This is a genomic window from Neobacillus cucumis (genome assembly GCF_016908975.1).
In the GTDB taxonomy this organism is placed as follows: domain Bacteria; phylum Bacillota; class Bacilli; order Bacillales; family Cytobacillaceae; genus Neobacillus; species Neobacillus cucumis.
This window is the reverse complement of the sequence record NZ_JAFBEX010000002.1, coordinates 349,934-373,883: the sequence shown is the minus strand read 5'-3', so window position 1 is coordinate 373,883 and position 23,950 is coordinate 349,934. Positions and strand designations below refer to the sequence as shown.

Below are 23,950 nucleotides of genomic sequence, written 5' to 3'. Positions count from 1 at the left end.
ATAGTAATCTTATAAAATTATGGAAAGAAGATTATAGTAGACAAACATTCTTTGTTATCATATAAGTAAAGATAATTAGGTATTATCTTCACTCTACATAATATAATTATTTATAACTAATATTAGGAGGTCAATAATGAATCACTTGACTCTTCTTCAAAATATGAATGGTGAACAGTACTTAACCCATTTACAGGAGAATCTAAAAGCTCGTCATCTACTTGATGAAAATCGTAACCTCACTCTTGAAAATAGTTCGGAACAGGATTTTCTTGAATTGTTTTTTCTAGAAACCCTTTCCACAAGATAAGCGGCTTTCTGTACATACGGTTAAAGCATTTCGTTCAGATGCCAAAACGCTGCTCACATTTTTAACAGACCATTCCCTTTCCTTTCGGGATATTGGATTTCCGGAAGTAAAGGCTTATAACCAATTTATTACCGAAAAGTATGCAATTAAATCTGCAATACGAAAATTGGAGTTTTTCAGAAGGCTATTGAACTTTGGTTATGAAACACAATTTTATAAAGCCCACCTTTCCACTTGGATCTCCAAACCAGTGTCTAAAAAGGAAACTATATAATAGAAGAAACTCGTCACGAAAAAGCTCAAACCCGTGTACAAGTCAGGGAATTGGATCAAAGAGAAGCTGAATTTCTTATTTCCTTCTTTCCTAAAATAGTAAAGGCAACAAGAAATCGAGAACAATTGGAGAAGAGGAATTTGCTGATTGGCTACCTACTCTATACCACGGGGCTTCGTGCAAGAGAGCTCCTGAGCTTAAATTGGGGAAGTTTTCGAAATAATCCTAAAGGATTTTTATTTGTAGATGTCATTGGTAAAGGGAGTAAACCTCGATCAATTCCTATAAGAGAGGCAACCAAAGATATTCTGTTTAGTTATCGAAAAAGTATGGGCGAAACAGTTGAAATAAATATGCAGGATACCAGCCCGCTCTTTTTCCTATACAATAAAAATGAGCCCAAAGTTAATAAAAAACGGTTAACCTACCCTTCATTGTATAAAATTGTAAAGAAAGCTGTACAACTTGCAGGAAAAACTTAAGTGTAACTCCTCATTGGTTCAGTCATACATTTGTCACTCTTTTGCTTGAGAACGACGTTCCTCTTGCAGTAGTTAAAGATTGGGTTGGCCATTCGGATATTTCTACAACCAATATATACCTAGAACGTATCAACCAAGATCACTCATATATTCATTTAAAGAAAGTTAACTTGTTTTAAAGACATTCTTTTTTATTAACGTAAAGCATACAACACAGCAGTTGAATGGTAATCTTTTGATTAGAAAGAATGATTTTGAAACTTTCTTAGTAGGAAAAATTATTGACCATTTTTATTGATCTACACACAATGGAAATTTTCAACACCGCTTTATTTTTCCCCATTTACAACGGCCAAAAATTCCCCAATTTCAGCGTTCAACCTTAGATCGGTTGAACGCCTGCCCGTTGTTTTTCTCTTAATCTATATGATTGTCCTTTAATATTAAACGTTGTAGAGTGATGCAATAAACGGTCGGACTGCAGTTGCTAAAACTGATTCAAAGTAAGATATATTAGATGTAATAATGATCGATCCGTGCCCATATCTTCTTGAAATAATCTGAAACAATAAATTTGCACTAAGTTGTATCAAATGGAAAGTATCCCATTTCATCAATAATCAACACATCAGGTCTTGATTATTTATTTACCAACTGCCAGTAGTTTTTCGCTATTCTGCATTTTACAATATAAAATAAAATCATCACATCTTGTATAATAGGCTGTATTTCCTTTTTCTATTGCTTTTATTGTTAAATCGATTGCTAGGTGAGTGGAGGGCCCAGGGAGTAATATATTCTCGCCATTTAGGATAAAACGGCAAGTCATTGTTCTTTGATTCTTCGCTCGCTTATACTAGTTTCAAAGTCCTCCATTTTTTTATAGAATGGCAATTTTGATTTTTTTAGCCTTCTATCTAGATTTATTCTCTATTTATTTTCAATTTCTTTTATTAACACCGTGGTAAGAAAGTCAGAATATGATACATTATTTTTAGAGGCATCTCCCAAAATGCCTCCTATTAAATTTGAGGTTAAATGAAAACCTATATTTTTAAGACTTTCAGTTAAAAGGTCAAGAGGGTTTAAAACATGGAAGCCTGAAACCTTAAATTGTAACCGCTTTCTTTTATTGGTATAAGTTAGGACGTTCCTGTTAAAATTTTAATAATATCACTTTAGTTACCCCGTGAAACAGTAAACAAGCTATACATCTTGATTTTTAGAGACATTGGATTCGCCTAATATTATTCCCTTTTTAATTAAAAATGAAGATATGTGATCAATTGCTCGTTCAGCATCATTTCCGTCCGCAAAAATATTCAGCGTTTCTCCCTTTGAAATCCTTAATATCCTAATACTGAGAAAACTTTTCACATTTATTTGAAGATTTTTGTATTTCATGAGGATATAACTATTGAATCGATTAGCTTCTTGAACCAATTGTGTTAATTGATCATGATAATTAAAATCTTGTGTTAAGGTAAACGCAACCTCTTTTTTCATATTTATCACCACCTACTACATAATTTAAATTTTCCTGGTAATTCAAATAACTTTTTTGGAAGTCCATAGGTGATATTTACATATATATGTATCTATATAACACTACTATAAATTGGAAATTAATTTATAGCAACGGGGTTTTTTTGTAGAAAAATATGTTTTTTTTCCTAAACATGTATGTATTCATAGAGAATGATAACATTGAGACAAATGTTAGATTTTTCAATAGATACACTCCTCTAGCTTTGTTTGGAATCTTCTATTATCCAGTCTACCGCTGAAATAAAATCCGGGAAAACAGCATCAGCGAGTGGATCGCTTTCACCCAAGAAAACACTCTTTGTACCAGCTTCTTTCCTGCTTGAATATCTGTGTCAGTATCTCCGACCATATAGGACTTCGATAAGTCTATATTATACTTTTTCCCAATGATTAAGCTTTGGCTGCGGCGTTCTTCACTCATAACCTGCTTTTGGTTTATGTGGGCAGTAAGCAACATCATGTATTGTTGCACTTCTTTTTTTAACTGAGCAATCATATGGTCATGAATTTTGTGAAGTTGGCTTTCCTTCATATAACCAAGCCCGATTCCACCCTGATTGGTAATAACAAATATGTAAGGAAAATGTTCATTCAATTTCTTAATTGCTTGCGGGACACCAGGGAGAAAGTATAAGTCCTAAGGTTTGTTCACAAATTTCACACGATTCGTCAGCACCTCATTGATTACACAGTCACGGTCCAAAAATTTTCAGTTTCTGCCGAGTACCTATCTCTCTTTTAATCCCTTCCATTAACGCTTGTACTTCTACTTCTTTCGAGGGTGTGAGATGATGTTTCAATTTATGCGCCAAATTAATAGAAGAAACTCGTCTTCGTATGGTCGAATATTTATGTGTCGTAGCCAATTCGGATAAATAAAGGCAAAGCGTGCCAGCAGATGCCGGAAGAGAATCTCGTCCATTCAATTCACACCGTTCTGTGAAATGCTTCTAGTAGGAAGCGTAACTTATCTGGGTATTCTTACTTTTAGAGTTTTGGATGTAGAATATTATTTTTTCCAGTTTTTCTTTGTCAATCTGAAGGTATTTCCCACTTTCAGTTAACATAATATCGAACCTCCTTAACGGCTGGTTTTGGCATTTAAGTTCCGATAACTATCTATTATCGGAACTTAGAGTTGCCAATTTAATTGATTTAGGAATGGATTATGTCCTCTCTAATTATGAATGGGATGGCGATGATACAGGTTTTATTTTAGATGAAGTTAAACAATGGTCGAAGGATTTGGAAGAAAAAATGAGATCTGAATTAAAAGCATCTAAATAGGGCACATTGTAATGAGCGAAGATAATAGTCCATATCAAAGAATCGAGGGAATCCAGATGTTTATTGATGTATTTGACGAAGAAGGAATTTTAGTAATGATTAATGCGAATCAAATCGAATCCGTAAACGACAAAGGAAATAATGGATGCATGATTACTTTTACTAGCGGCCGCATCATAAATTCACATAGTAGCTATGACGAGCTTCACTATCGATTAGAGGAATTAGGATTATACCTATTTCCTGCAGATGAAACAGAAGATGGATACATACCAGCTCCAGATTCCACCCCAGAGCATGATTAGAAGTGGTTACTTGTAAAAGGCAAAATAAAAATCCCTCTGGCTAAAGAAGGGATTTTTATTTTGTATTGTCGGGGGACAATACCGTTGGTTAACTGGAGCTTTCATTATACAATTGGAGGAATTATTTTCCATAGTTACAAAAAGGTTTATCATTTTAAATAACCCCTCCTTGCTGACCGTTTGGTGGTGTTGCTTGAATTTTAAACTATACGTTGTCCGTGCGTATATAATAGTTAATGTGAATTTAGCACATATTGAAAATAGAAAATTATTCTGCAGCAACAAGTAGTCAAAAATCATATATTATATAAAATTAATAACATATATGTCGAAATATATATTATCCTTTTTAAGAAAATTAATACTCCTATCTTCACCTAGCTTGAATATAACAAAGTCAATCGATTTACAAGAAATAAAATATCTTTGCAAATACAAAAAGTCTCGAAAAGTATTTACGAGACTTTTTGATTTATTAAGAATGAATAAAATTTTTTAATCACACAGTTTTGAAGTTTGAGGGAAGGGTTCTTTTTTGATTACATTTAGTTTTATATAATACCGTATAGCCATTATTTAATGCACTTTTTATCAAGTCATATATCATGTAATTTTATCTAATTAAATATAACAGAATTTAGGCGAATTCTTACGGCTGCTCCCTTTATCCTTGAAAATTCTTCCTTATCATAATTATATGGTAAATCCACTCAGCCCAAATAATATGATCCTGGTCCTTTCTTCTCATGAAGTATCTGATAAGCAACTTTCACAAATTCACTTAAGTTATCCACTTCATTCTGTTGCATGAATGGTAGTGCGTTTGTATAATCAAATGAAATTGAAATTGAAATTTATTTTATCTCCTAATTTTGTATTTAACAGGCAGAGCGTAAGTTTGCTACAAATATTGGTCAATAACGTTCTATCCCTTTTTATGCATTTTTCCAGTCAGCCGCAAACTTCTCAATACCTTGATCAGTTAGTGGGTGTTTTGTTAATTGCTCGATTACTTTAAAAGGAATTGTCGCAATATGAGCACCAGCCAAGGCTACACGAGTCACATGGTCTGGATGACGAACTGATGCGGCAATAATTTGAGAATCTAATTTTTGAATACGGAACAATTCAGCAATTCTTGCAACAAGTTGTACACCGTCTTCGCTAATATCATCTAAACGGCCCAAGAATGGAGAAACATAGGTTGCACCAGCACGTGCTGCTAAAAGGGCTTGGTTCACTGTAAAAATTAGAGTAACATTTGTTTTTACACCTTTTTTAGTAAGGTAGCGGCATGCCTCTAATCCATCTAATGTCATTGGAAGTTTAATGGTAATGTTTTTATCCCCACCATTAATTTTGATCAGTTCATTTGCTTCTGCGATCATTTGCTCTGCTGTCAAAGCGTTTGGAGTTACTTCGGCAGATACAGACTCCACCTCCGGAACAGCATTTAGAATTTCTGCAATACGATCTTCAAATTTAACCCCCTCTTTTGCAACCAAGGAAGGGTTTGTAGTAACACCTGATAGAACTCCTATTTTATAAGCTTTTTTGATCTCGTCTAAATTGGCAGTGTCAATAAAAAATTTCATGATAAAGTCCTCCAATTTTTAAATTATTTGTTTGTTTTTTCAACAGCATGTCCGCCAAATTCATTTCTAAGTGCGGCTACCACTTTTCCTGTAAAGGTGTCATTCTCTAAAGAACGATATCGCATTAATAATGACAAGGCGATTACTGGTGTAGCGGTTTGAAGATCAAGGGCGGTTTCAACCGTCCATTTTCCTTCACCAGATGAATGCATAATTCCTCTAATTTCATCTAAATTCGGATATTTTGAAAATGCCTTTTCTGTTAATTCCATTAGCCATGAACGGATAACTGAACCGTTATTCCAGACTCTTGCGACTTTTTCATAGTCATAATTAAAATCACTTTTCTCAAGAACTTCAAATCCTTCACCGATTGCAGCCATCATGGCATACTCGATTCCATTATGGACCATCTTCAAAAAGTGCCCGCTTCCTGCTTTCCCAGCATAAAGATAGCCATTTTCAACAGCTGTGTCTTTGAAAAGAGGTTCAACGATTTCCCACGCATCAGGGTCTCCGCCAACCATATAGCATGCCCCGTGACGAGCACCTGACATACCGCCTGAAGTACCTGCATCCATAAAACGGATACCCACTTCCTTTAATTCGTTATAACGTTGAACGGACTCCTTGTAATGTGAGTTACCCGCTTCAACCACAATATCGCCTTCATTTAAAAATGGTAGAACTTCACCAATTACGTTATCAACAACCGCGTGAGGTACCATAACCCAAAGGACCCTTGGCTGCTCCAAAGATTGAACCAGTTCTTTGAAGCTTGAAACACCTGTCGCTCCATACTTTTTCATTTCTTCAACAGCAGTCGGATTTACATCGAACGCTACCACTTCATGATTGTGCTCCACTAAATTTTGTCCTAGGTTAAAGCCCATTTTTCCTAGACCAATTAATCCTACTTTCATTATTAATTCCCCCTAGGTTCACTTATATAAAACTTTTTTCGTGATATTTACGACATTTTCAGTTGTAAATCCAAAATGCTTCATAACTGCTCCGCCATCTCCAGAAGCGCCAAATGTCTCAATAGAAAGCACTTTTCCTTCAAAGCCAACAAATCGTTCCCAACCTAATCGGATTCCCATTTCAATTGCGACACGCTTTGTCACAGAAGATGGGAGCACGGCCTCCTTATACTCAGCTGATTGCTTTTCAAATAGCTCCCAGCTTGGCATTGCAACGACACGGACAGAGATATTTTCTTTTTCCAGTTCGTTTTTCGCATTAACAGCCAAAGACACTTCGGAACCAGTTGCAATTAAAATTACGTACGGTATCGAATTGGTTTCTGTCAATACATAAGCACCTTTAGATAAGTTTTCTAGATTTGCTTTTGTTTCATTAAATACCGGTAAATTTTGACGGCTTAAAACTAATGCGACTGGTCCTTCTGTTTGTTGAAGAGCGTAGGCCCAGGCACTCGCTGTTTCATTTGCGTCCGTTGGTCGAATAACAGTTAGCCCTGGGATTGCACGGAGAGCAGCTAAATGCTCTACTGGCTCATGAGTTGGTCCATCTTCCCCAACTGCTATTGAATCATGTGTAAACACATAGGTCACTGGAAGCTTTGATAAAGCAGCTAAACGAATAGAAGGACGCAGATAATCATTAAATACAAAGAATGTACTAACAAATGGTTTTAATCCGCCGTGATAAGCCATCCCGTTTGCTACTGCACCCATCGCATGCTCACGAACACCAAAATAAACATTCCGTGCTCCGAATGATTCGACCGCGTAAATTTGTTCTCCTTTAATCTCGGTCATCGTCGAATGAGAAAGGTCTGCGCTGCCACCAAAAATGGCAGGCACTGATTTCACAAAATGGTTGATGGCTTCCCCGCTTGCAACACGAGTTGACATAGACTTACTGGTTTCAAATGTTAAAATATCGTTTACATCAATAAGTACGTTTCCGGAAAAAGCATTAGACAGCTGTTTTGCTAAGTCTGGATTCGCATTTTTGTATGATTCGAAAAGTTGATTCCAACTTTGTTCCTTATCGATTCCTTTATCTTTTAATTGTTCAAAATGAGCTTTCACTTCTTCCGGTACGTGGAAATCTTCTTCATAAAGCCAATTGTAAGCTTGTTTCGTTGCTTTTCCCTCTTCGGCTCCAAGCGGTGCACCGTGGGCTTTATTCGTTCCTGCTACTTTGGGACTTCCATAACCGATGATCGTTCTGATTTCAATCAAACTTGGCTGTTCAGTATTTCCTTTGGCTGTTTGGATGGCATTGGTAATCGCTTCAATATCGTTGCCATCCTCTACTCTTAAATACTGCCAGTGGGCGGATTCTGCTCTTTTCTTGATATCCTCTGAGAAGGATACGTTTAATACTCCATCTAGGGAGATATCATTTGAATCATATAGCACAACAAGCTTATCCAGTTTCATATGACCTGCCATTGACATTGCTTCGTAGGAAATACCTTCCATAAGGTCGCCGTCCCCCACTAATGCATAGGTATAATGATTAATCACAGGAAATCCTTCTTTGTTGAACTTCGCTGCTAGGTGTGCTTCCGCCATTGCCATTCCCACTGCATTTGCAATTCCTTGCCCTAGAGGACCTGTTGTCGCTTCTACACCAGGGGTATGACCAAATTCCGGATGACCCGGAGTTTTGCTATTTAATTTTCGGAATTGTTTCAAATCATCCATTGAAACATCATATCCAAATAAATGAAGCATGCTGTATAATAAGCTTGAACCATGTCCAGCTGATAAAACGAATCGGTCACGGTTAAACCAGTTTGGGTTTTTAGGATTATGATTCAAATGGTTTGCCCATAATGCATAGGCCATAGGTGCAGCTCCCATGGGGAGTCCTGGATGTCCCGAATTAGCATTATTTACCGCATCGATTGATAAAGTCCGAATTGTTGTTACTGCTATATTCTCAATGTTCTGTGACATGTGATTTCCTCCAAAGAATTTTTTATTTCTGAAGTGCCGGCTGTTTCTCTTCTTGATTTTTTTCATCCAACCACCATATGAACCCATTTTCAGTCAATAGGGAATCCGAGGCATCTGGCCCAAATGAGCCTGAACGATATTTATGAAGTGGTACCAGATCCTCTTTAAATGCGTCGAGTATAGGCTGAACCCACTCCCATGATAATTCAACTTCTTTCCAATGGGCAAAGAATGTCGAATCGCCAATTAATGCATCATAGATTAGTCTTTCATAAGCTTCAGGTATTCCGGACCCATCGCGTAAGGTATCTTCACAGGAAAAATTAATTTTCACAGGTTCAATATTGCCGCTGAATGGATTTTTACCATTCAATCTAAGAATGACATTTTCATTTGGACTGATTTCAATAATCAATAAATTAGGTTCCATTTTTTGTTCTTTGTTATAAAGAAGCTTTAAAGTATTTTTAAATTCGATGACGATACGGGTAGACTTTTCTTTCATTCTCTTTCCAGTCCGTATATAAAACGGCACTCCACTCCAAAATGGATTATCAATCCACAAACGGGCAGCAACAAAGGTATCAGTTTGAGAAGAAGGATTCACACCTGGCTCTTCTCGGTAACTTGATACCGAATTACCATTAATCTCACCGGGAGCATATTGCCCACGGACAATATGGAAATGTACATCTTCCTTTTTTAACGGGCGAAGGGCTTCCATTACCTTACGTTTTTCGTTTCGAATTCCGGTTGCGTTAATCTTCTTGGGCAAATGCATACCCGTCATCATCAGCATTTGTAACATATGGTTTTGCACCATGTCGCGAATGGCACCTGAATGGTCATAATACCCTGCTCTTTGTTCCACACCAACTGTTTCACTTGCTGTTATTTGAACATTAGCAATGTGATCCTTATTCCAGATGGACTGGAGAACCGGGTTCGCAAATTCTAGGGCTTCTAGGTTTTGAACCATTGGCTTCCCTAAGTAATGGTCAATTCGATAAATCTCCTCTTCATCAAATGCCTTGCTAAGTTTTTGGTTCAGCTCGCGGGCTGATTGTAGGTCATGCCCGAATGGTTTTTCAATAATCAATCGTTTCCAGCCATTCGTTTCACCAAGCCCGCTATTTTTAATATTTAAAGCAATAATGTCAAAAAAATCTGGCGCAACCGAGAGGTAAAACATCCGATTCTTCGACAATTGCAATTGTTCTTCTCTTTCCTTTACCAACTGGATCAATTTTTGATAATCCTCTGGTTTATTTGCATCTAATGTGCTGAAGCGAAAAGCATCTAGAAACTCTCCCATTTGATTTGCTTCATGCTCTAATCGACGCGAGAACTCTAATACTGATGCTTTTACTTTTTCCTGATAGTCAAGATGTGATAAATTACCTCTACCAAGTCCAATAATCGATATAGGTTGAGGCAGCTTTTGATCAATAAAGAGATTGTAAAGAGCTGGGTATATTTTGCGCTTAGCTAAATCGCCCGTTGCTCCAAATAACACAAAGGTCATTGATTCCATGTTTCATTCTCCCATCTTTTAAAATCATAAAAGTGGACTATCTAATTAATTTTTCCTTGTTATGTTCCAACCTATTTTGGCAAATTAATGTTAATTTCTTTATTTTTATCCAATGTAATGACTATGGTGGCCATTCCGATAAATAAGCCATTATCTACAACACCAGGTATGAGATTAAGTTCTCTCTCCAAATCCGCAGGATAAGTGAGGATAAGTGATTTCTGGGAAGATGTAGTCAAAAATATAATTTCTGTTATCTGTTTGATAAGGAATCCTGTTATTTTGCCTTATCCTCGGAGAGGCCCCAAGCTTTTGAATAAATTTACCTGTCATTTCTAAACCAAATGGACCACTTCCATTGGAACCGGAAAGCTCCCTAATTTTTCGACCATTTTGTGAGAGTCGGCAACGACTATAAAAGTATTAGCGGCTTTCGCAATGATTTTCTCTCTTAGAACGGCACCACTGCCACCTTTAATCAGATGTAAATCTGGATTTACTTCATCGGCACCATCGATTGCTAAATCTATTTGGTCTATTTCAATTAATTAACAAATTGAATTCCTAAATTTCTTGCTAATTGTTCTGTTTGAAAAGGGGTAGGAATTCCTTTTATAGAAAGTCCCTGTTGGATTAATTCTCCAAGTTTATTAATGGTGTAGTATACAGTGGAACCCGTCCCAAGACCGATGACTATTCCATCTTTCACATATTGGGCAGCTTTTTCACCGACTATTTTTTTCATTCAAGTCCTTTACTCCTTTCATTTAAAGACCAGAAGATTTCTAACAATAGTTAACTTGCCCATTGCTTCTTGATTTGCTCTATTGCGATATGGAAAATTTGTTTTTAGAGTGTATTTTATGAGCTATTAAATTTTTTTGATGATTTTTATCGGTATAATTAAGTTTTAAATTAGCGTTCTTTTGTTGGATTGGTAACTGCAATGCTCAATTTTAAAACTTCCTCGAGTTCGGAGAGACCACCCGCTCCAGGCGCTTGGTGTTGATGTATATACGTAAAAGTAAAGTATTGTACGATATGCCATCCTCTATTTCCCCCGTACAAATTCCCGAACTATTTCCACATATTACCCAATTAATCGCAATCATTCCGACTTTCTTCTGTTATATAATCCTGGTATGTATATACGAAGGTAGACAATGTAAAAACTCAGTGAAGAACTCCGTTATCTACATTTTTCTCGATTTGTTTAACATAAATAACCTATATTTTCTCCAATAACAAAGCCCACCTTTCCACTTGAATCTCTAGGCCCGGTGTCTAAAAAAGGATACAAATATAATATAAGAAACTCGTCACAAAGAAGCACAAACCCGTGTACAAGTCAGGGAATTGATCAAAATGAAGCTGAATTCCTTCTTTCCTAAAATTGTGAAAGCAACACGAAATCGAGAGCAATTCGAGAAGGAATCTTGCAAGCCAGGAAGGTGGCTTATTTGAATCCAAAAGGTGCTAGAAGGTGCTAATATTAAACTTTCTTCAGTTGCGACTGACATTATGGGTGTCTCAGGTCGAGCAATGATTGAAGCGCTTATTAACGGTGTAAATGATCCACAAACATTATCAAGCTTAGCTAAGAGGGGCTTGATGAAAAAAAGGATGATTTAGAACGTGCTTTAGTGGGATACGTAGGACCCCATTAAAAGATGATGTTAAAAACCCAACTTTCACACATTGACTTCTTCACTTAACAGATTGATCTGTTAAGTGAAGAAGTCCAGCAACGCATGCAGCCTTATGAAAAAGATATTGAATTGCTTGATTTTATCCCTGGAATTGGCAGTAGTCACTCCGAACAACTTTTGGCTGAAATCGGAATTGGGATAGATATTTCAAACCAGTTTCCTTCGGCTTCTTATTTATATTCATGGGCTGGTATGGTTCCAGGTAACAATGAAAGTGCTGGCAAAAAAAGTCCGGAAAAACGAGAAAAGGCAATAAAAAATTGCGAGCCGCACTTGTTGAAGCAGCACATTCGGCAGCCAGGACAAAAAACACCTACCTATCTTCCCAATACCAACGTTTGGCGGCAAGAGTTGGTAAAAAACGCGCAGCAGTTGCGGTTGGACATACCATATTAACAATTGCATATCACATGTTAAACAGAAGAGTACCGTATATTGAGTTGGGTGCAGATTACTTTGACCAACGAAAGAAAGAAATCGTGATCAAGCAATCTATCAAACGGATTAGAGACTCTTGGTTGTAAGGTAACAGCTGAAGCTATCGTGTGATTATGAGCAGAAAAATATAGTTAAAATCGAATACCCAGATCTTTTTTTAAAATGGATCTTATAGGGTTTAGTTTTGCATTGCCAAAAATACCCTTTTAACATTACTTTTTTTCAGGATGGTTTAAGTGAAATCTCATTATTATCGGACAAGGGGAAGAAGTTCTTACAGATAGTAATATTTAGTAATTGCAATTTTTAGCTTATATGCACAAAAGAGGTGACGAACGAATTCGCCACCACTTTCATTACTTATACTGCTCTTTCACCTCAACTAAGACCCCAAGCGCTTTTGATGTGTCAAAATATTCATACGCCTCATAGCCCTTTTCCTGTTTAAAAAGTGATTCAAACCCTTTATTTTTCATAGTTTCTTCGTCATCTTCTAAAGGTCCATCTGACAACAAACAAATTGAGCAAATTGACGTGCCATGTTCTTTTAACCAATCTGCCCATGGGTCATTATTTCCTAGAGGCTGGATAATTTCAAACCAGAAATTATCGCTAAAAACACTCTCTACCTTCATTGGGGTATCAGTGATGTCGGCACCTTTATACTTCATAAAAGGTGTTCTTACCTCTTTATGCTCTGTGTTCTGCTCTGCAGGCTCTTTCCCTGTGCCCAGCAAAGTTTTATATGCAGAAACTGTTTTTTCTAAATCGTCTGTTACGACAATAACCTTAACTATATTCGTTGATGATAATGCCATTTTTTTCTCTCCCTTATATTTTCTATTAATCACTATTTGTTTATCTATTGGTGAAACCGCCGTCAGCAATAATTTCAGCACCTGTCACATAAGAAGATTCGTCGGACGCTAAGAACAATGCAACCGCCGCAATCTCGCTAGGCTTTCCAATATGCCCTATTGGAAGTTGCGAAACTATATTGTTTCGTCGTTCGTCATCGCCGCGCACAAAATCTGTAAACGCCTGTGTTTCCGTTGGACCAGGGCTTATAGCATTTGCTCTAATGCCCTTTTCCGCAAGCTCTCCTGTGAACGAACGTGCCATAGACCTGACCGCTGCTTTCGCCGCATTATAGACAATGGCGTTTTTCCCACCCTGAAAACCTGCAATTGATGATATGAGAACAATTGAAGATTTATTAGACATAAAAGGAATTAACTTCTGAACCGTGAAAAAAGCTGAAAAAACATTAAGGTTCATTGTCAAATGAAACTCCTCAGGTGTTATTTCTAGAATCGGGTTTTGTGGCCCGTTACCAACAACTGGTATCACCGCCTTTAATTTACGCCCTGTCCTTTTAACGGATTCTGCTATTTTTTCCAAATCCTTTACATCTGTCGCGTCAACCTTTAGAATGTCAACAACCTGACTGTTTCCCTCATATATTTTTTTTGCGGTTTCAACATTTCTCGTTGCCACAATCAAATCGGCACCTTCCCTTATGAAACGTTCTGCGATTGCTCTGCCAATTCCATTCCCCGCACCCGTGACAACACACAATTCTTTATCCAATAATTTACTCATAAAAACCTCCATTCCGCCGCTACCGCCTGCAGTGCAAATAGTAATGAAAAAATGGTGTGCGGTTTTCGCCATTTAGTTATTATATTTGAGGTGAAGATATACTACTAAGCACGGTGAGGTGAGTCGTAGACTGCTCTTCTCAGCTTAAATCAGTATAAAAACCAGTTTAAGAATCATCTTTCAAACAGTGGCTGATTAACAACAACTGCTAAGTGTCGGCTACCCTAATCATTGACAGGTCACCATGAAAACCCGAAAGAACTGGATTTATGATTTTTATAATGTTTCTCCCTCATATTTAAAATCAAGTTGTCGTCTAATTTCATCCATTATTTTCATCACAGATAATGTATCTTCCCAAGGTATAACTGAAGATTCAACCTTGCCTTCTAAAAGACACCTTTGCACCTCAGCAGCTTCAAAGTGCATGCCAAAAAGCCCGTCGCGACCACCTTCATGATTTTCATGCGTTTTTGAAACATACTCAAATGTTGAACCGTCATTATAAAAAACAGTGAAGTCTGACGGCCTGTAAAATTGTCTTTGTATTTCTATTCTCCCTTTTGTTCCGCAGATTGCAGCGGTGATAGGAGATGACGCAAGTGAGCCAAAGGCTAACATCGCAAGTGCACCTTTACCATTTTCATATTCAAAAATGGCAGCATCATTTGAGTCTACACCTGTTGGCGTTGCAGAGCCAGCTGCGATTATTCTCGTTGGGTTTCCAAGCAAAAACTGCACGAATGAAATTGGATATACTCCCAAGTCTAAAAGAGCTCCGCCTGCAAGCTCAGGTGCATATAAGCGATGTTTAGGGTCAAAAGGAAAGCAAACCCCATGGTCAGCAATTATCTGTACAATGTCCCCTATTTCGCCCCTATCAATTAACTCTTTTACCTTGATGATATGTGGCAGAAATCGTGTCCAATACGCCTCCATAACAAATAGATTTTTCTCTTTTGCTAAATCAAAAATTTCTTTCGCCTGCTTATAATTTTGTGTAAATGCCTTCTCAACTAAAATAGGCTTATTGTGTTGCAAGCACTTCATCGCCCACTCATGATGCTGTGCATGTGGAGTTGCAACATAAATCACATCAATGTCAGGATCTTTTATTAGCTCTTCGTAAGAACCATACGCTTTTTTTATTGACGGAAACTCACTTTGAAATGCATGTGCCTTTTTTAAGTCACGGGAACCAACAGCAGCGATGTTTCCACCGGCTTTGATCACCTGTGTGGAAAAACAACTTGCAATCCAGCCAGAACCAAGGATACCCCATTTATGCGTATTAGGCATTTTTTCATCTAGTTGAACAGGATAAGACCTACCCAGCAGAAATTCTTTTTTTACATTTTCTATCATTTTACAAAATCCCTTCTGTAAACATGGTTTTTCTTCGCTATTCAAAACCTATAAGGTCTTTGCAAAACATCCTCTGATTAATCCAGAAACCTTTCTCGGTGATTCTGCGTTTGATACAGTGAAAATTTATACATCTTTATTTCACGACCTGTATTTTCAAAAAGCCTATATACCACTTAATTCCCGTTCTCATCTCGAGAACTCCAACTATACTTTAAACGCTGATGGTATTCCCAGTTATCCACATGATTTGAAGCTCTACATGAAACCAGAGGGTAATACTTCGCATTTACGCTGTGGCATTAAAATTTGTCTGTCCTAAGATGACCTTTACGTATAAATTAAGGGTTGTTGTTGAAAAAGCCATCAAATTACCTATTTCTTTTACTTAATTTAATCAAACTTCTCTTTCGCCAAGCGACCAATTTTCAGCACTATTTTCAACAACACAAACTAAAATATCATCGCGCCTGATTCCAATATCAACAAGCCTCTTTGTTAGTTCTTTATATGTTTTTTTCTTTTGCTCAAGTGAAAACATATTAACCATTGTAATTCTAATGATTATCAAATCGTGCCTTTCGCGATTGTCATAAGTTGGCGAAAAAATAATCTCCCCTTCATCATGCGGTCTAAACACGTGGAAAAGATCGGTTGTATCCATACCTAGACCTGCAACCAGCGAATTATGAATGGCATTTGATATTTCTTTTCCTTTATCCTCAAACACTGACCTTTTTAAGTCAACTTGAATCAACGGCATAATTATCTCCTTCTTTTCACTATGATTCTGCTCTTGTTTCGATTATTTTAGAGCACCAGCACTCATGCCGTTTTCAAAATTCTTCTGCATGAACAAATAAACAATAATCTCAGGAATTGCAGTGAGCACAGCTGCTGCTAATATCTTCGTCTGGTCATTTGTAAACTCACCTTGGAAGTATTGTGGAAGCAGCGTTACCGTCTGCATATCTGGGCTTTGTAAGAACAAAAGTGGCAGGAGATATGTGTTCCATGAGTTGATGAGTGTCAAAACAATAATTGATGATGCAATTGGCTTTGTAAGCGGAAGGATGACATGCCAAAACATCGAAAAAACACTCGCACCGTCAATTCTTGCTGCCTCCATTAACTCATTCGGGATTCCACTGACAAAATTTCTAGTAAGTAGAATTGTAAATGGCAGTTGCAATGCTGCGGTAGGTAAAATTACAGCCACTAAGGTGTTAAATAAATGCAACTTTTGGAATGTTACAAATAATGGAGACAACAAAATTACTTCAGGTAAAGTTAACGCAACAAGAATCAACCAAAAGTACACTTCTTTTCCAAATATGTGTAATTTTGCAAACCCAAAGCCAGCTGTCATACTGAATATATAAACCAATAAAATTACGCCAGCTGATATGATGAGTGAATTTCTAAAAAAGATTGGAACTACACCTGTGTCCCAAACCGCCTTATAATTTAAAAAACCTGTTCCACCGAGAGAGCCAAGGAACATTTGAACAAGTGGAATCACATATGGGATCGTTAGTATTAGTAGAATGATTTGCAAAATGACTTTACTTTTTAAACTTCTAATTTCAAACATTTTATCTCTCATCTCCTTTATTACCCCTATTAACAAGTATTGCACCGCAGATTGCGAGTATAAGGAGCATTACTGATATGGCAGCTGCATAGCCAAGATTAGATTTCGTTATTCCCTGTGTATAAATATATGTGCCTAAAAATTCTGTTGCGTGATTTGGCCCACCGGTTGTAATCAGATAAGGAATATCAAATGTTTTCAAAGCACCTATGATTCCAAGCATTCCAAGAGAAACTGTCGTGCCTTTGCAGTTTGGCAATACCATGCTAAATAAAGTTCTAAAGTTTCCTGCTCCATCTAGGCGCGCCGCCTCAAGCATTTCTTTATCTATTTGGCTCATTGCCGCATAATATAGAATGAAACTCATTCCTGTGAACTGCCAAATCGCAACAACCATGAGAACGAAAAGTGCCGAATTTGGTTTTGCCAACCAATCAACAGTTATGCCTAAATGAAGTGTGTCAAATATATTTTGCAGCATTCCCTGAGGCGAGAACAGCAATCTAAACACTGGCGCCATAGTTGCAGGTGCTAAGATTGTTGGTATAAAAATCAAGCACTTGTGCAATGTCGCAAGCTTTACTTTTGTATGCAAAATTGCGGCAAGTATAAAACCTAAAAAGTTTTGAATTAAAAATGTACTAATGAAAAAAACAATTGTGTTTTTTATAGCTTTCCAAAAAACCCAGTCGGAAAATGCCTCAGTATAATTACTTATCCCCGCTTTTTCCTGAATTGGATCAAGCCCATTCCAATCTAGAGTTGACAAATTGAATGTATAAAAAATTGAATAATATATAAGCCCTACAACAAAAGCAAATGCTGGAAGAATCCACGGAAGTCCGTTTATCTTCGTGGACCTCAATGGTTTAATCTTTTGGATCTTTTTGATGTTTTCCACGTTTATAACTTTGGTGTTTTCCATGTTTATATGTCTCCTCAACATTTAATGATAGGGGACACTTGACAAAATAGCCCCCTATCAAACTATTATTCTTTACTTACTATTAGCTTGAGTCGTTGCAAGTTGAACAGCACCATCTTTAGGGGTGATAGTTCCTCCTGCCACGCCAGCCAATACATCTGTCAATGCTTGGTTCATATCTGCATTTATTCCTCCAAAACGAGGGTTATCACCACTAGCCATTGCATTTTTAATAAATTCTTTGATTGGTTCGTTTTGTTTCTCAGGATTTACAAGTTTTACATTGTCCCAATTCGGAGTTACTGATTTTAGATTAGGAACAAGGTTTAAGGAATCTGCAACCATCTGTTGACCACTTTGAGAGGTTGCAAGCCAAACAGCAAATGTAGTTGCAGCCTTCTTATTCTTTGATGTTGCAGACACTGCGTCTGCATAGTCTGTATCGCCAAACATAGATCCTGTATGTCCTGTTCCTGCAATGTCAGGGAAATTAATTGGAACCATTGTGAACGGCTCTTTTGTTGAAGCTGCAGACGCAATATTAGCCTTCATCGTATCAGGCAAAGCGTTCATTGTATACCAAGACCCCATCATAACCATAGCAGCCTTTTGAGACATAAATAAATTGTTTGCTTCTGGATATTGTTTAATACCAAGAGCACCTTTTTGCATAATTCCGTCATCAAACAGCCCTTTCCATAGCGTTAATGCTTTGACAATTGAGCCATCAGTCCATTTAACTTGACCTCTTGTTGCTTTTGTGAAAGTACCAGGGCTTACATCATCAGCGATTGCATGGAAAGTATCGATGTTAAATGCACCTTGACCTGCTCCCTGCACAAAACCTTCGATACCGTTTTGTCTAAAAACTTTACAAGCCTCTATCCACTCATCTAAATTTGTAGGAACTTTTACATGATATTTATCAAAAAGATCTTTGTTAATCCAAAGGTTTCCTGCATATACAGTTCCGACACCCAGTGCTTTCAACTTACCATTGATAGTCATAGTGGTGATTGATGACTTGTTGAGCTTGTCTTTATAATTAGCACCTAAAGCCTCTTTTACAGCAGGGGTCAAGTCAAGTGCTTGCCCTCCGTAAGTCTTAACGCCACCATTTCCTGAACCCGGTGAAACCTGAAAAGCATCAACACCCTGGCCATTTGCCAAAGCCGGTCTAAGAGCCGCGTTATAATTATCTATTGATGTTTGTTTCCACGTAATTTTGATGTCTGGATATTTTTTGTTAAATTCCGCAATATATTTTTCGTTAACTGGGGAACCAGGCGTCCACCCCCACCAAACTACTTTGCCTTTCGTTTTAGTTGAAGTATCTACTGTTGTCTTTTGAGTGCTACCACATCCTGCTAACATAGCTGTCATCATAGCCATGGAAGCAACAAAGCCCACTGCAACTCTTCTTTTTTTCATTTTATTTTCTCCTCTCACATGTTTATACTCACTATATAAGCGCTTACATTAGTGCCTTTATGTATGCGACACTATTTAAATATTCTTCATCTGTACTAAGATGCTCTATAATAAACGGCATATTTTCATCAAAGGATAATCCTCTTTTGATTAGGTGCTTGATATTTATCCCTCCGTTTCCAGCACTAGTTTCCCTAAAAAACAGCGTATAATCGTCCTCCATCTTGACATCTTTCAGATGGCAACTTTTTATATGCTCACCTAGTTTCTCGAAGCATTCGCTTATAAATTCCTCATTAAAGAAATACCTTCTTGGTGTAGTTATCCAGTTAAAAATGTCCATATGAACAGCAAATCTATCTCTGTCCACAGACTCAAGCAACTGCAGATATTCATCCGGTCCAGTCGGGAACATCCATGGCATTGACTCGATTGTAAAATACGTGTTCTTAGGGTTTACCTCATCTATAATCTCCTGAATTGTCTTTACACCCAGTTCCCACGTTTCCTTTGTAAAATTATCTTTATAAGCACCATCCCAGCGAGAGCCTCTTGCACCTAAAATATTCACACAACAGCGAGAGCCTATCCTATCAGCAAGTTCAAGCTGCCCCACGGCGTACTTAATAGCCTTTATACGTTCATCTTCATTTAAATCCAATGTATTGCGCCAAACCCCAACCTCTGCTATCACAAGGTTGTTTTTTTTTGCTTCTTTAACATACTCGTCAATAAGCGCATCATCATTTTCGTAAGTGAGAGGGAAATTTACAGTACCAAGTCCTAAGGTTTTATGTTTCATAGCCCATTCCTTTGGACTACTGTGATTTAATGATGAAGATGTCCCAAGTCTCATATTTAGTGTCATGCCTTTCTATTTATAACTAGTGTTAAAATTACTTCTTGTAACTCTCGAGAAGCTCAACTAAACATTTTAGATCCGGAGCATCAAGATAATTATATTCGCCGCTGCCATCACCATAAACACCTCTTTGAACAAGCTTTAAACCAGCTGCTTCAGCATTTGCAACAGCAATCTTTGAATCATTAACTTGAAATGCAACGTGGTGAATGCCCTCGCCCTTCTCCTCAAGATAGTTTCTCCATGTTGAAGGTTCCTCGTTAGGCTGAATCAGTTCAAGCTGCAGTCCCGGACCAACCTCAAAGAAAGCCATCCAACAATAGGCATTTGGTGCGGGTTCGCCTTTAAACTCTGTTCCTGTAACCGTATAGTCACCAATAGGTTGCGTCTCTGGGATGTCAACTCCTAAAAATTCAGCCCACTTTTTCTTTGTTTCCTCAACATCTTTAACGATTAATCCAACCTGTGCCAATAAATTCGTTCCTAGTACTCCTGACATTTTATATCTCCTTTCAATACTTTGATCAATCAAATATTAAACTTCGTCCATATATCCACCTGGTTTTAAAGGCTCTGACCTCTCACAGGTAGTTTTCATTTTGTTTTAGGATCTTGCCTTTTTATTTATAGTTAGTGTTAATATTACTTCTTGTAACTCTCGAGAAGTTCAATTACACATTTTAGATCCGGAGCATCAAGATAATTATATTCGCCGCCGCCATCACCATAAACACCTCTTTGAACCAGCTTTAAACCAGCTGCTTCCGCATTTGCAACAGCAATCTTTGAATCATTAACTTGAAATGCAACGTGGTGAATGCCCTCGCCCTTCTCCTCAAGATAGTTTCTCCATGTTGAAGGTTCCTCGTTAGGCTGAATCAGTTCAAGCTGCAGTCCCGGACCAACGTCAAAGAAAGCCATCCAACAATATGCATTTGGAGCGGGTTCGCCTTTAAACTCTGTTCCCGTAACCGTATAGTCACCAATAGGTTGCGTCTCAGGGATGTCAACACCTAAAAATTCAGCCCACATTTTCTTTGTTTCTTCAACATCTTTAACGATTAATCCAACCTGTGCCAATAAATTCGTTCCTAGTACTCCTGACATTTTATATCTCCTTTGCTCAATCAAATATTAGACTTCAACTCTGGATCCAAGTTTACCTATTTTAAATATTCTGATAATATAGCTCCTTTCTTATTAAACTTCTATATGCAGAATATTATCAATTTTACATACAACTTACTCTTTAAAAATTGTGAATTACCTGTGCATATTTTCTTATAATTATTTTTATTGCAAATACTATGCCCATAAAAAAAACATTGATATTAAGGCATTTTGTCAATTTTGTATTCGATCCTTCCTTTAAGCTTCTCAAATATTACTATTTGCCATCTTAAATGATATAATCATATAAAAAACTTCACACATATACATAGACCCATATATAACAGTAAAGGAGATTATCGATTATGCTTATGAATAACTATTTCGAGAAGTTGAATTTTGATAGTGGGAAGAAATTTAATGTATCAAAGAAAATCGATATGAATTTTTCTCATACGATGCATTGGCATCCTTTTATTGAAATACTTGTAAGCCTGTATGATAATAATGAAGTAACGATTAATTTCACCAAACATGTCCTTAAAACTAATGACCTGGTCATAATCTACCCCGGTGACATGCATTCGATTAATCATGTAGCTGAAAATGCTTTTATTCTCGTTCAGTTCCCTCTGGACTTACTGATGATTATGAGTGAAATTAATGCTAATTTTTCTGTGTTTTCCCAGTATCATTACATTAAATATGACCCATCAAATATTGATGCCGATAGAATGATTTTTTTAATAAAAGAATTGGCCGAGCTTTATTATTCTGACACACCTTTTAATGAAGTGCGTATATATTCACTTCTTCTAGAGTTTTTTGCAAAGCTTGGAGAATACTGCGTCAATGCTAAGAAAGAAGAATTCTCTGATGATCCGAACACAGAATATAAGTCTACTAAGCTAATTACAGAAGCATGCCTTTACATGTCACAAAACTGCACTAAATCCCTTACACTCGACGATATTTCTCATCACATAGGGGTTAGCAGATCCTATTTCTCGTATTTATTCAAAAAATATACGAATATGACATTTATAGAATTTCTTACTACTGAGCGTATCAAGAGGTCAGAGTTTTTGCTTTTGGATCCAAAAGCACAAATAATTGATATTGCATTTGACTCAGGATTTTTAAGCATATCTTCATTTAACCGTGCTTTTAAAAAAATAAAAGGGATTTCCCCTAGCGAATTTAGGAAAACGATGACTAAAAACGCATTTTAGAGTCACCCATTATAATAGATACATATTTTTCAGTTAATAGTGCCTTTTTACTAAATTTTTAAGGCAAATGAGCCATTCTGCTTCTCATAAATTTTCATTTTCAAGGTTAAATCCTTGAAAATGGGCGCATTTACAGACTACGTAAAAAGTCTCAAAATCCCATCTCCGTGTATCATTTTGCTAATCTTGGAAAGTCTGTAGACAATATAAATTTGAACGCTGATCACCTTGTACGTGAAAGCGACTTTCACGCACAAGAAAACCTGTTTCTTCAAGATCATTCACCGCTCTCTGTACAATCTAGTACTGATATTGCATTCTTTAGCTATTGTTTTAGCCCTAGGTAAGCAGGTACCTTCACTATCAGCCCATTAATAAGATAAAAAGCGACAAGTGTCGCTCTTTGAGTTAGTTCTGAGGAATAAATTCTCTCTATTAAAAGACTTTTGCTATTCATACTTGACCTCCTAAATTTTAATAAATGGTTTAATTACGGATGACCATATGGATTCATTTATTTCCCCGTCAAAATTAGGTGTGTAATTTGAAAAATGAATGTCCTTATTAAGTTTTAAATATTTGTGCTATTCTGACTCTGCAACAAAAGTAAATATGGTATGTCAATTCCTTCACGTTGACGCATTCGAATTAGATCACGTTCTAATTGATTTACACCACCCATTACCTTCATTAAAAATTGGCTATAGGGATTATCTTCCCTTAGGTCTAACCATGTTTGTTTCAAGGACTTTAAGTTCGCCTTCTTTTGTTTAATGTAATCTACTAATTCAAATAGATCTCTTGTGCTGCGAGTGATTCGAGTAAGGTCAGTAACAAAAATTATGTCCCCTTGTTGAAGGGTTTCCAACATTTTTTGCAACTCTGGTCGATCTTGCGTCGCCCCAGACAGTTTCTCTTCAAAAGATAATGTCCATTCCGATTTTGTTCATACAGAGTTTATAAGGTCTCTAAAATCGAAAGAGGAACAAAATTCAGTGCCATTAAAAGTGAAATCCACTATTGGTGTATTCAAGCTAAACCTAAAATAGCAAAAAAACGCAGGTCGTTAACCAACCTGCGTTTTTTCCTTATAGATTTACCTTTTCTTTAACTTCTGGATTTGAGTTTTGGCCTTCATCCCTTTTAACGAGCTATTCTCCTCTATCCATTCCAGCACTTCAACTAGAGCATAACGGATTACCCTATAACTAACTTTATGATGTGGTAACCTGGAAAGAGAAACTTATGTTTATGAGTCACGCTCCCTGGTTTTAATGTTTCTTTTGCAACCGCTGGTAACCATGCATCTTCAAGAACTTGTTTTTAATTTGTGGACCAAAATATGGCTTACTGTTTAATTGGTTGTTAATCATTTTATTCTCTCCTGTTTTGTAAGTACATAGTAATATAT

Annotated in this window: 26 protein-coding genes and 4 pseudogenes; 8 read left to right on the top strand and 22 right to left on the bottom strand. The window is 37.0% G+C overall.

The window, feature by feature from the left end; all coding sequences use genetic code 11:
* Positions 1–136 precede the first annotated feature (136 nt).
* From JOC76_RS03955 to JOC76_RS30815, 3 genes are all read left to right on the top strand, one after another.
* Positions 137–310, top strand: coding sequence for a hypothetical protein (locus tag JOC76_RS03955; protein WP_205176250.1), 174 nt, complete (start codon positions 137–139; stop codon positions 308–310).
* A 324-nt stretch (positions 311–634) separates the two neighbouring features.
* Positions 635–1,066, top strand: coding sequence for a tyrosine-type recombinase/integrase (locus tag JOC76_RS03950; RefSeq protein WP_205176249.1), 432 nt, complete (start codon positions 635–637; stop codon positions 1,064–1,066).
* A 41-nt stretch (positions 1,067–1,107) separates the two neighbouring features.
* A complete protein-coding gene (locus JOC76_RS30815; protein WP_372441900.1) occupies positions 1,108–1,245 on the top strand; it encodes a hypothetical protein in 138 nt (45 codons plus the stop codon).
* A 203-nt stretch (positions 1,246–1,448) separates the two neighbouring features.
* Here JOC76_RS30815 and JOC76_RS31020 read toward each other — a convergent pair.
* The 3 genes and pseudogenes from JOC76_RS31020 to JOC76_RS03930 form a co-directional block, all read right to left on the bottom strand.
* Positions 1,449–2,116 (bottom strand): annotated as a pseudogene (locus tag JOC76_RS31020) (ATP-binding protein).
* A gap of 156 nt (positions 2,117–2,272) precedes the next feature.
* The gene (locus JOC76_RS03935; RefSeq protein ID WP_205176248.1) at positions 2,273–2,572 is read right to left on the bottom strand and encodes an HPr family phosphocarrier protein; all 300 of its coding nucleotides are present in this window, start codon (positions 2,570–2,572) and stop codon (positions 2,273–2,275) included.
* A gap of 271 nt (positions 2,573–2,843) precedes the next feature.
* The gene (locus JOC76_RS03930; protein ID WP_205176246.1) at positions 2,844–3,209 is read right to left on the bottom strand and encodes an HAD hydrolase-like protein; all 366 of its coding nucleotides are present in this window, start codon (positions 3,207–3,209) and stop codon (positions 2,844–2,846) included.
* 566 nt (positions 3,210–3,775) lie between these two features.
* Here JOC76_RS03930 and JOC76_RS30390 point away from each other — a divergent pair.
* Both JOC76_RS30390 and JOC76_RS03925 read left to right on the top strand, forming a co-directional pair.
* Complete coding sequence (locus tag JOC76_RS30390) at positions 3,776–3,901, top strand: hypothetical protein (RefSeq protein WP_275591321.1); 126 nt, start codon at positions 3,776–3,778, stop codon at positions 3,899–3,901.
* Positions 3,902–3,912: 11 nt separating this feature from the next.
* Positions 3,913–4,206 carry a hypothetical protein gene (locus JOC76_RS03925; RefSeq protein WP_205176245.1) on the top strand — a complete coding sequence of 98 codons (294 nt, stop codon included), beginning with the start codon at positions 3,913–3,915 and terminating at the stop codon, positions 4,204–4,206.
* Positions 4,207–4,838: 632 nt separating this feature from the next.
* Here JOC76_RS03925 and JOC76_RS29850 read toward each other — a convergent pair.
* From JOC76_RS29850 to JOC76_RS29840, 7 genes and pseudogenes are all read right to left on the bottom strand, one after another.
* Positions 4,839–5,054 (bottom strand): annotated as a pseudogene (locus JOC76_RS29850) (glucose-6-phosphate isomerase); the annotation flags it as partial.
* Between the two features lie 87 nt (positions 5,055–5,141).
* Positions 5,142–5,801, bottom strand: a complete 660-nt coding sequence (gene fsa, locus JOC76_RS03920; protein ID WP_205176243.1) for a fructose-6-phosphate aldolase — start codon at positions 5,799–5,801, stop codon at positions 5,142–5,144.
* 23 nt (positions 5,802–5,824) lie between these two features.
* Positions 5,825–6,724, bottom strand: a complete 900-nt coding sequence (gene gnd, locus JOC76_RS03915; RefSeq protein WP_205176241.1) for a phosphogluconate dehydrogenase (NAD(+)-dependent, decarboxylating) — start codon at positions 6,722–6,724, stop codon at positions 5,825–5,827.
* An 18-nt stretch (positions 6,725–6,742) separates the two neighbouring features.
* On the bottom strand, positions 6,743–8,737 hold the full coding sequence (gene tkt / locus JOC76_RS03910) for a transketolase (RefSeq protein ID WP_205176239.1): 1,995 nt from the start codon (positions 8,735–8,737) through the stop codon (positions 6,743–6,745).
* A 22-nt stretch (positions 8,738–8,759) separates the two neighbouring features.
* Positions 8,760–10,271 carry a glucose-6-phosphate dehydrogenase gene (gene zwf, locus JOC76_RS03905; RefSeq protein ID WP_205176237.1) on the bottom strand — a complete coding sequence of 504 codons (1,512 nt, stop codon included), beginning with the start codon at positions 10,269–10,271 and terminating at the stop codon, positions 8,760–8,762.
* 71 nt (positions 10,272–10,342) lie between these two features.
* Positions 10,343–10,753: pseudogene (locus JOC76_RS29845) on the bottom strand (ribose-5-phosphate isomerase A).
* A 62-nt stretch (positions 10,754–10,815) separates the two neighbouring features.
* The gene (locus JOC76_RS29840) at positions 10,816–11,016 is read right to left on the bottom strand and encodes a sugar phosphate isomerase family (RefSeq protein WP_239557518.1); all 201 of its coding nucleotides are present in this window, start codon (positions 11,014–11,016) and stop codon (positions 10,816–10,818) included.
* Between the two features lie 728 nt (positions 11,017–11,744).
* Here JOC76_RS29840 and JOC76_RS03895 point away from each other — a divergent pair.
* Both JOC76_RS03895 and JOC76_RS30810 read left to right on the top strand, forming a co-directional pair.
* Positions 11,745–11,903 (top strand): hypothetical protein, encoded by a 159-nt coding sequence (locus JOC76_RS03895; RefSeq protein ID WP_205176235.1) that lies wholly within the window; start codon positions 11,745–11,747, stop codon positions 11,901–11,903.
* A gap of 119 nt (positions 11,904–12,022) precedes the next feature.
* Complete coding sequence (locus tag JOC76_RS30810; RefSeq protein WP_205176233.1) at positions 12,023–12,376, top strand: transposase; 354 nt, start codon at positions 12,023–12,025, stop codon at positions 12,374–12,376.
* Positions 12,377–12,774: 398 nt separating this feature from the next.
* Here JOC76_RS30810 and JOC76_RS03885 read toward each other — a convergent pair whose 3' ends face one another.
* The 10 genes from JOC76_RS03885 to JOC76_RS03840 form a co-directional block, all read right to left on the bottom strand.
* A complete protein-coding gene (locus JOC76_RS03885) occupies positions 12,775–13,236 on the bottom strand; it encodes a VOC family protein (RefSeq protein WP_205176231.1) in 462 nt (153 codons plus the stop codon).
* 40 nt (positions 13,237–13,276) lie between these two features.
* The gene (locus JOC76_RS03880) at positions 13,277–14,020 is read right to left on the bottom strand and encodes an SDR family NAD(P)-dependent oxidoreductase (protein WP_205176229.1); all 744 of its coding nucleotides are present in this window, start codon (positions 14,018–14,020) and stop codon (positions 13,277–13,279) included.
* Positions 14,021–14,296: 276 nt separating this feature from the next.
* A complete protein-coding gene (locus JOC76_RS03875) occupies positions 14,297–15,430 on the bottom strand; it encodes a Gfo/Idh/MocA family protein (RefSeq protein WP_205176227.1) in 1,134 nt (377 codons plus the stop codon).
* Between the two features lie 352 nt (positions 15,431–15,782).
* Complete coding sequence (locus JOC76_RS03870; protein WP_205176225.1) at positions 15,783–16,148, bottom strand: tautomerase family protein; 366 nt, start codon at positions 16,146–16,148, stop codon at positions 15,783–15,785.
* Positions 16,149–16,190: 42 nt separating this feature from the next.
* Positions 16,191–16,991 (bottom strand): carbohydrate ABC transporter permease, encoded by an 801-nt coding sequence (locus JOC76_RS03865; RefSeq protein ID WP_205176223.1) that lies wholly within the window; start codon positions 16,989–16,991, stop codon positions 16,191–16,193.
* Positions 16,981–17,904 carry a carbohydrate ABC transporter permease gene (locus JOC76_RS03860; RefSeq protein WP_205176221.1) on the bottom strand — a complete coding sequence of 308 codons (924 nt, stop codon included), beginning with the start codon at positions 17,902–17,904 and terminating at the stop codon, positions 16,981–16,983. The genes JOC76_RS03865 and JOC76_RS03860 overlap by 11 nt, the downstream gene beginning before the upstream one ends.
* Positions 17,905–17,976: 72 nt before the next feature.
* Positions 17,977–19,335, bottom strand: a complete 1,359-nt coding sequence (locus JOC76_RS03855; RefSeq protein WP_205176219.1) for an ABC transporter substrate-binding protein — start codon at positions 19,333–19,335, stop codon at positions 17,977–17,979.
* Positions 19,336–19,378: 43 nt separating this feature from the next.
* Entirely contained in the window at positions 19,379–20,203 is an 825-nt protein-coding gene (locus JOC76_RS03850; protein ID WP_205176217.1) for a sugar phosphate isomerase/epimerase family protein, read from the bottom strand.
* 28 nt (positions 20,204–20,231) lie between these two features.
* A complete protein-coding gene (locus JOC76_RS03845) occupies positions 20,232–20,696 on the bottom strand; it encodes a VOC family protein (protein WP_205176215.1) in 465 nt (154 codons plus the stop codon).
* A gap of 143 nt (positions 20,697–20,839) precedes the next feature.
* A complete protein-coding gene (locus tag JOC76_RS03840; RefSeq protein ID WP_205176213.1) occupies positions 20,840–21,304 on the bottom strand; it encodes a VOC family protein in 465 nt (154 codons plus the stop codon).
* 368 nt (positions 21,305–21,672) lie between these two features.
* Between JOC76_RS03840 and JOC76_RS03835 the strand changes: the two genes are divergently transcribed.
* Entirely contained in the window at positions 21,673–22,539 is an 867-nt protein-coding gene (locus tag JOC76_RS03835) for an AraC family transcriptional regulator (RefSeq protein WP_205176211.1), read from the top strand.
* 325 nt (positions 22,540–22,864) lie between these two features.
* On the opposite strand, the gene JOC76_RS30385 is transcribed toward JOC76_RS03835, so the two are convergent.
* Together JOC76_RS30385 and JOC76_RS03830 are read right to left on the bottom strand one after the other, a co-directional pair.
* On the bottom strand, positions 22,865–22,996 hold the full coding sequence (locus JOC76_RS30385) for a hypothetical protein (RefSeq protein WP_275591320.1): 132 nt from the start codon (positions 22,994–22,996) through the stop codon (positions 22,865–22,867).
* A gap of 159 nt (positions 22,997–23,155) precedes the next feature.
* Positions 23,156–23,489, bottom strand: a pseudogene (locus JOC76_RS03830) (recombinase family protein); the annotation flags it as partial.
* Between the last annotated feature and the right edge of the window lie 461 nt (positions 23,490–23,950).

Bases quoted from the DNA above. Each gene is read 5' to 3' on its own strand.
- JOC76_RS03845 (WP_205176215.1), bottom strand. From the start codon at position 20,696: ATGTCAGGAGTACTAGGAACGAATTTATTGGCACAGGTTGGATTAATC.
- JOC76_RS29840 (WP_239557518.1), bottom strand. From the start codon at position 11,016: ATGAAAAAAATAGTCGGTGAAAAAGCTGCCCAATATGTGAAAGATGGA.
- JOC76_RS03835 (WP_205176211.1), top strand. From the start codon at position 21,673: ATGCTTATGAATAACTATTTCGAGAAGTTGAATTTTGATAGTGGGAAG.
- JOC76_RS03860 (WP_205176221.1), bottom strand. From the start codon at position 17,904: ATGGAAAACACCAAAGTTATAAACGTGGAAAACATCAAAAAGATCCAA.
- tkt (WP_205176239.1), bottom strand. From the start codon at position 8,737: ATGTCACAGAACATTGAGAATATAGCAGTAACAACAATTCGGACTTTA.
- JOC76_RS03870 (WP_205176225.1), bottom strand. From the start codon at position 16,148: ATGCCGTTGATTCAAGTTGACTTAAAAAGGTCAGTGTTTGAGGATAAA.
- JOC76_RS03925 (WP_205176245.1), top strand. From the start codon at position 3,913: ATGAGCGAAGATAATAGTCCATATCAAAGAATCGAGGGAATCCAGATG.
- JOC76_RS03955 (WP_205176250.1), top strand. From the start codon at position 137: ATGAATCACTTGACTCTTCTTCAAAATATGAATGGTGAACAGTACTTA.
- JOC76_RS03885 (WP_205176231.1), bottom strand. From the start codon at position 13,236: ATGGCATTATCATCAACGAATATAGTTAAGGTTATTGTCGTAACAGAC.
- zwf (WP_205176237.1), bottom strand. From the start codon at position 10,271: ATGGAATCAATGACCTTTGTGTTATTTGGAGCAACGGGCGATTTAGCT.
- fsa (WP_205176243.1), bottom strand. From the start codon at position 5,801: ATGAAATTTTTTATTGACACTGCCAATTTAGACGAGATCAAAAAAGCT.
- JOC76_RS30390 (WP_275591321.1), top strand. From the start codon at position 3,776: ATGGATTATGTCCTCTCTAATTATGAATGGGATGGCGATGATACAGGT.
- JOC76_RS03840 (WP_205176213.1), bottom strand. From the start codon at position 21,304: ATGTCAGGAGTACTAGGAACGAATTTATTGGCACAGGTTGGATTAATC.
- JOC76_RS03865 (WP_205176223.1), bottom strand. From the start codon at position 16,991: ATGAGAGATAAAATGTTTGAAATTAGAAGTTTAAAAAGTAAAGTCATT.
- gnd (WP_205176241.1), bottom strand. From the start codon at position 6,724: ATGAAAGTAGGATTAATTGGTCTAGGAAAAATGGGCTTTAACCTAGGA.
- JOC76_RS03880 (WP_205176229.1), bottom strand. From the start codon at position 14,020: ATGAGTAAATTATTGGATAAAGAATTGTGTGTTGTCACGGGTGCGGGG.
- JOC76_RS30810 (WP_205176233.1), top strand. From the start codon at position 12,023: ATGCAGCCTTATGAAAAAGATATTGAATTGCTTGATTTTATCCCTGGA.
- JOC76_RS30385 (WP_275591320.1), bottom strand. From the start codon at position 22,996: ATGAATAGCAAAAGTCTTTTAATAGAGAGAATTTATTCCTCAGAACTA.
- JOC76_RS03850 (WP_205176217.1), bottom strand. From the start codon at position 20,203: ATGACACTAAATATGAGACTTGGGACATCTTCATCATTAAATCACAGT.
- JOC76_RS03935 (WP_205176248.1), bottom strand. From the start codon at position 2,572: ATGAAAAAAGAGGTTGCGTTTACCTTAACACAAGATTTTAATTATCAT.
- JOC76_RS03855 (WP_205176219.1), bottom strand. From the start codon at position 19,335: ATGAAAAAAAGAAGAGTTGCAGTGGGCTTTGTTGCTTCCATGGCTATG.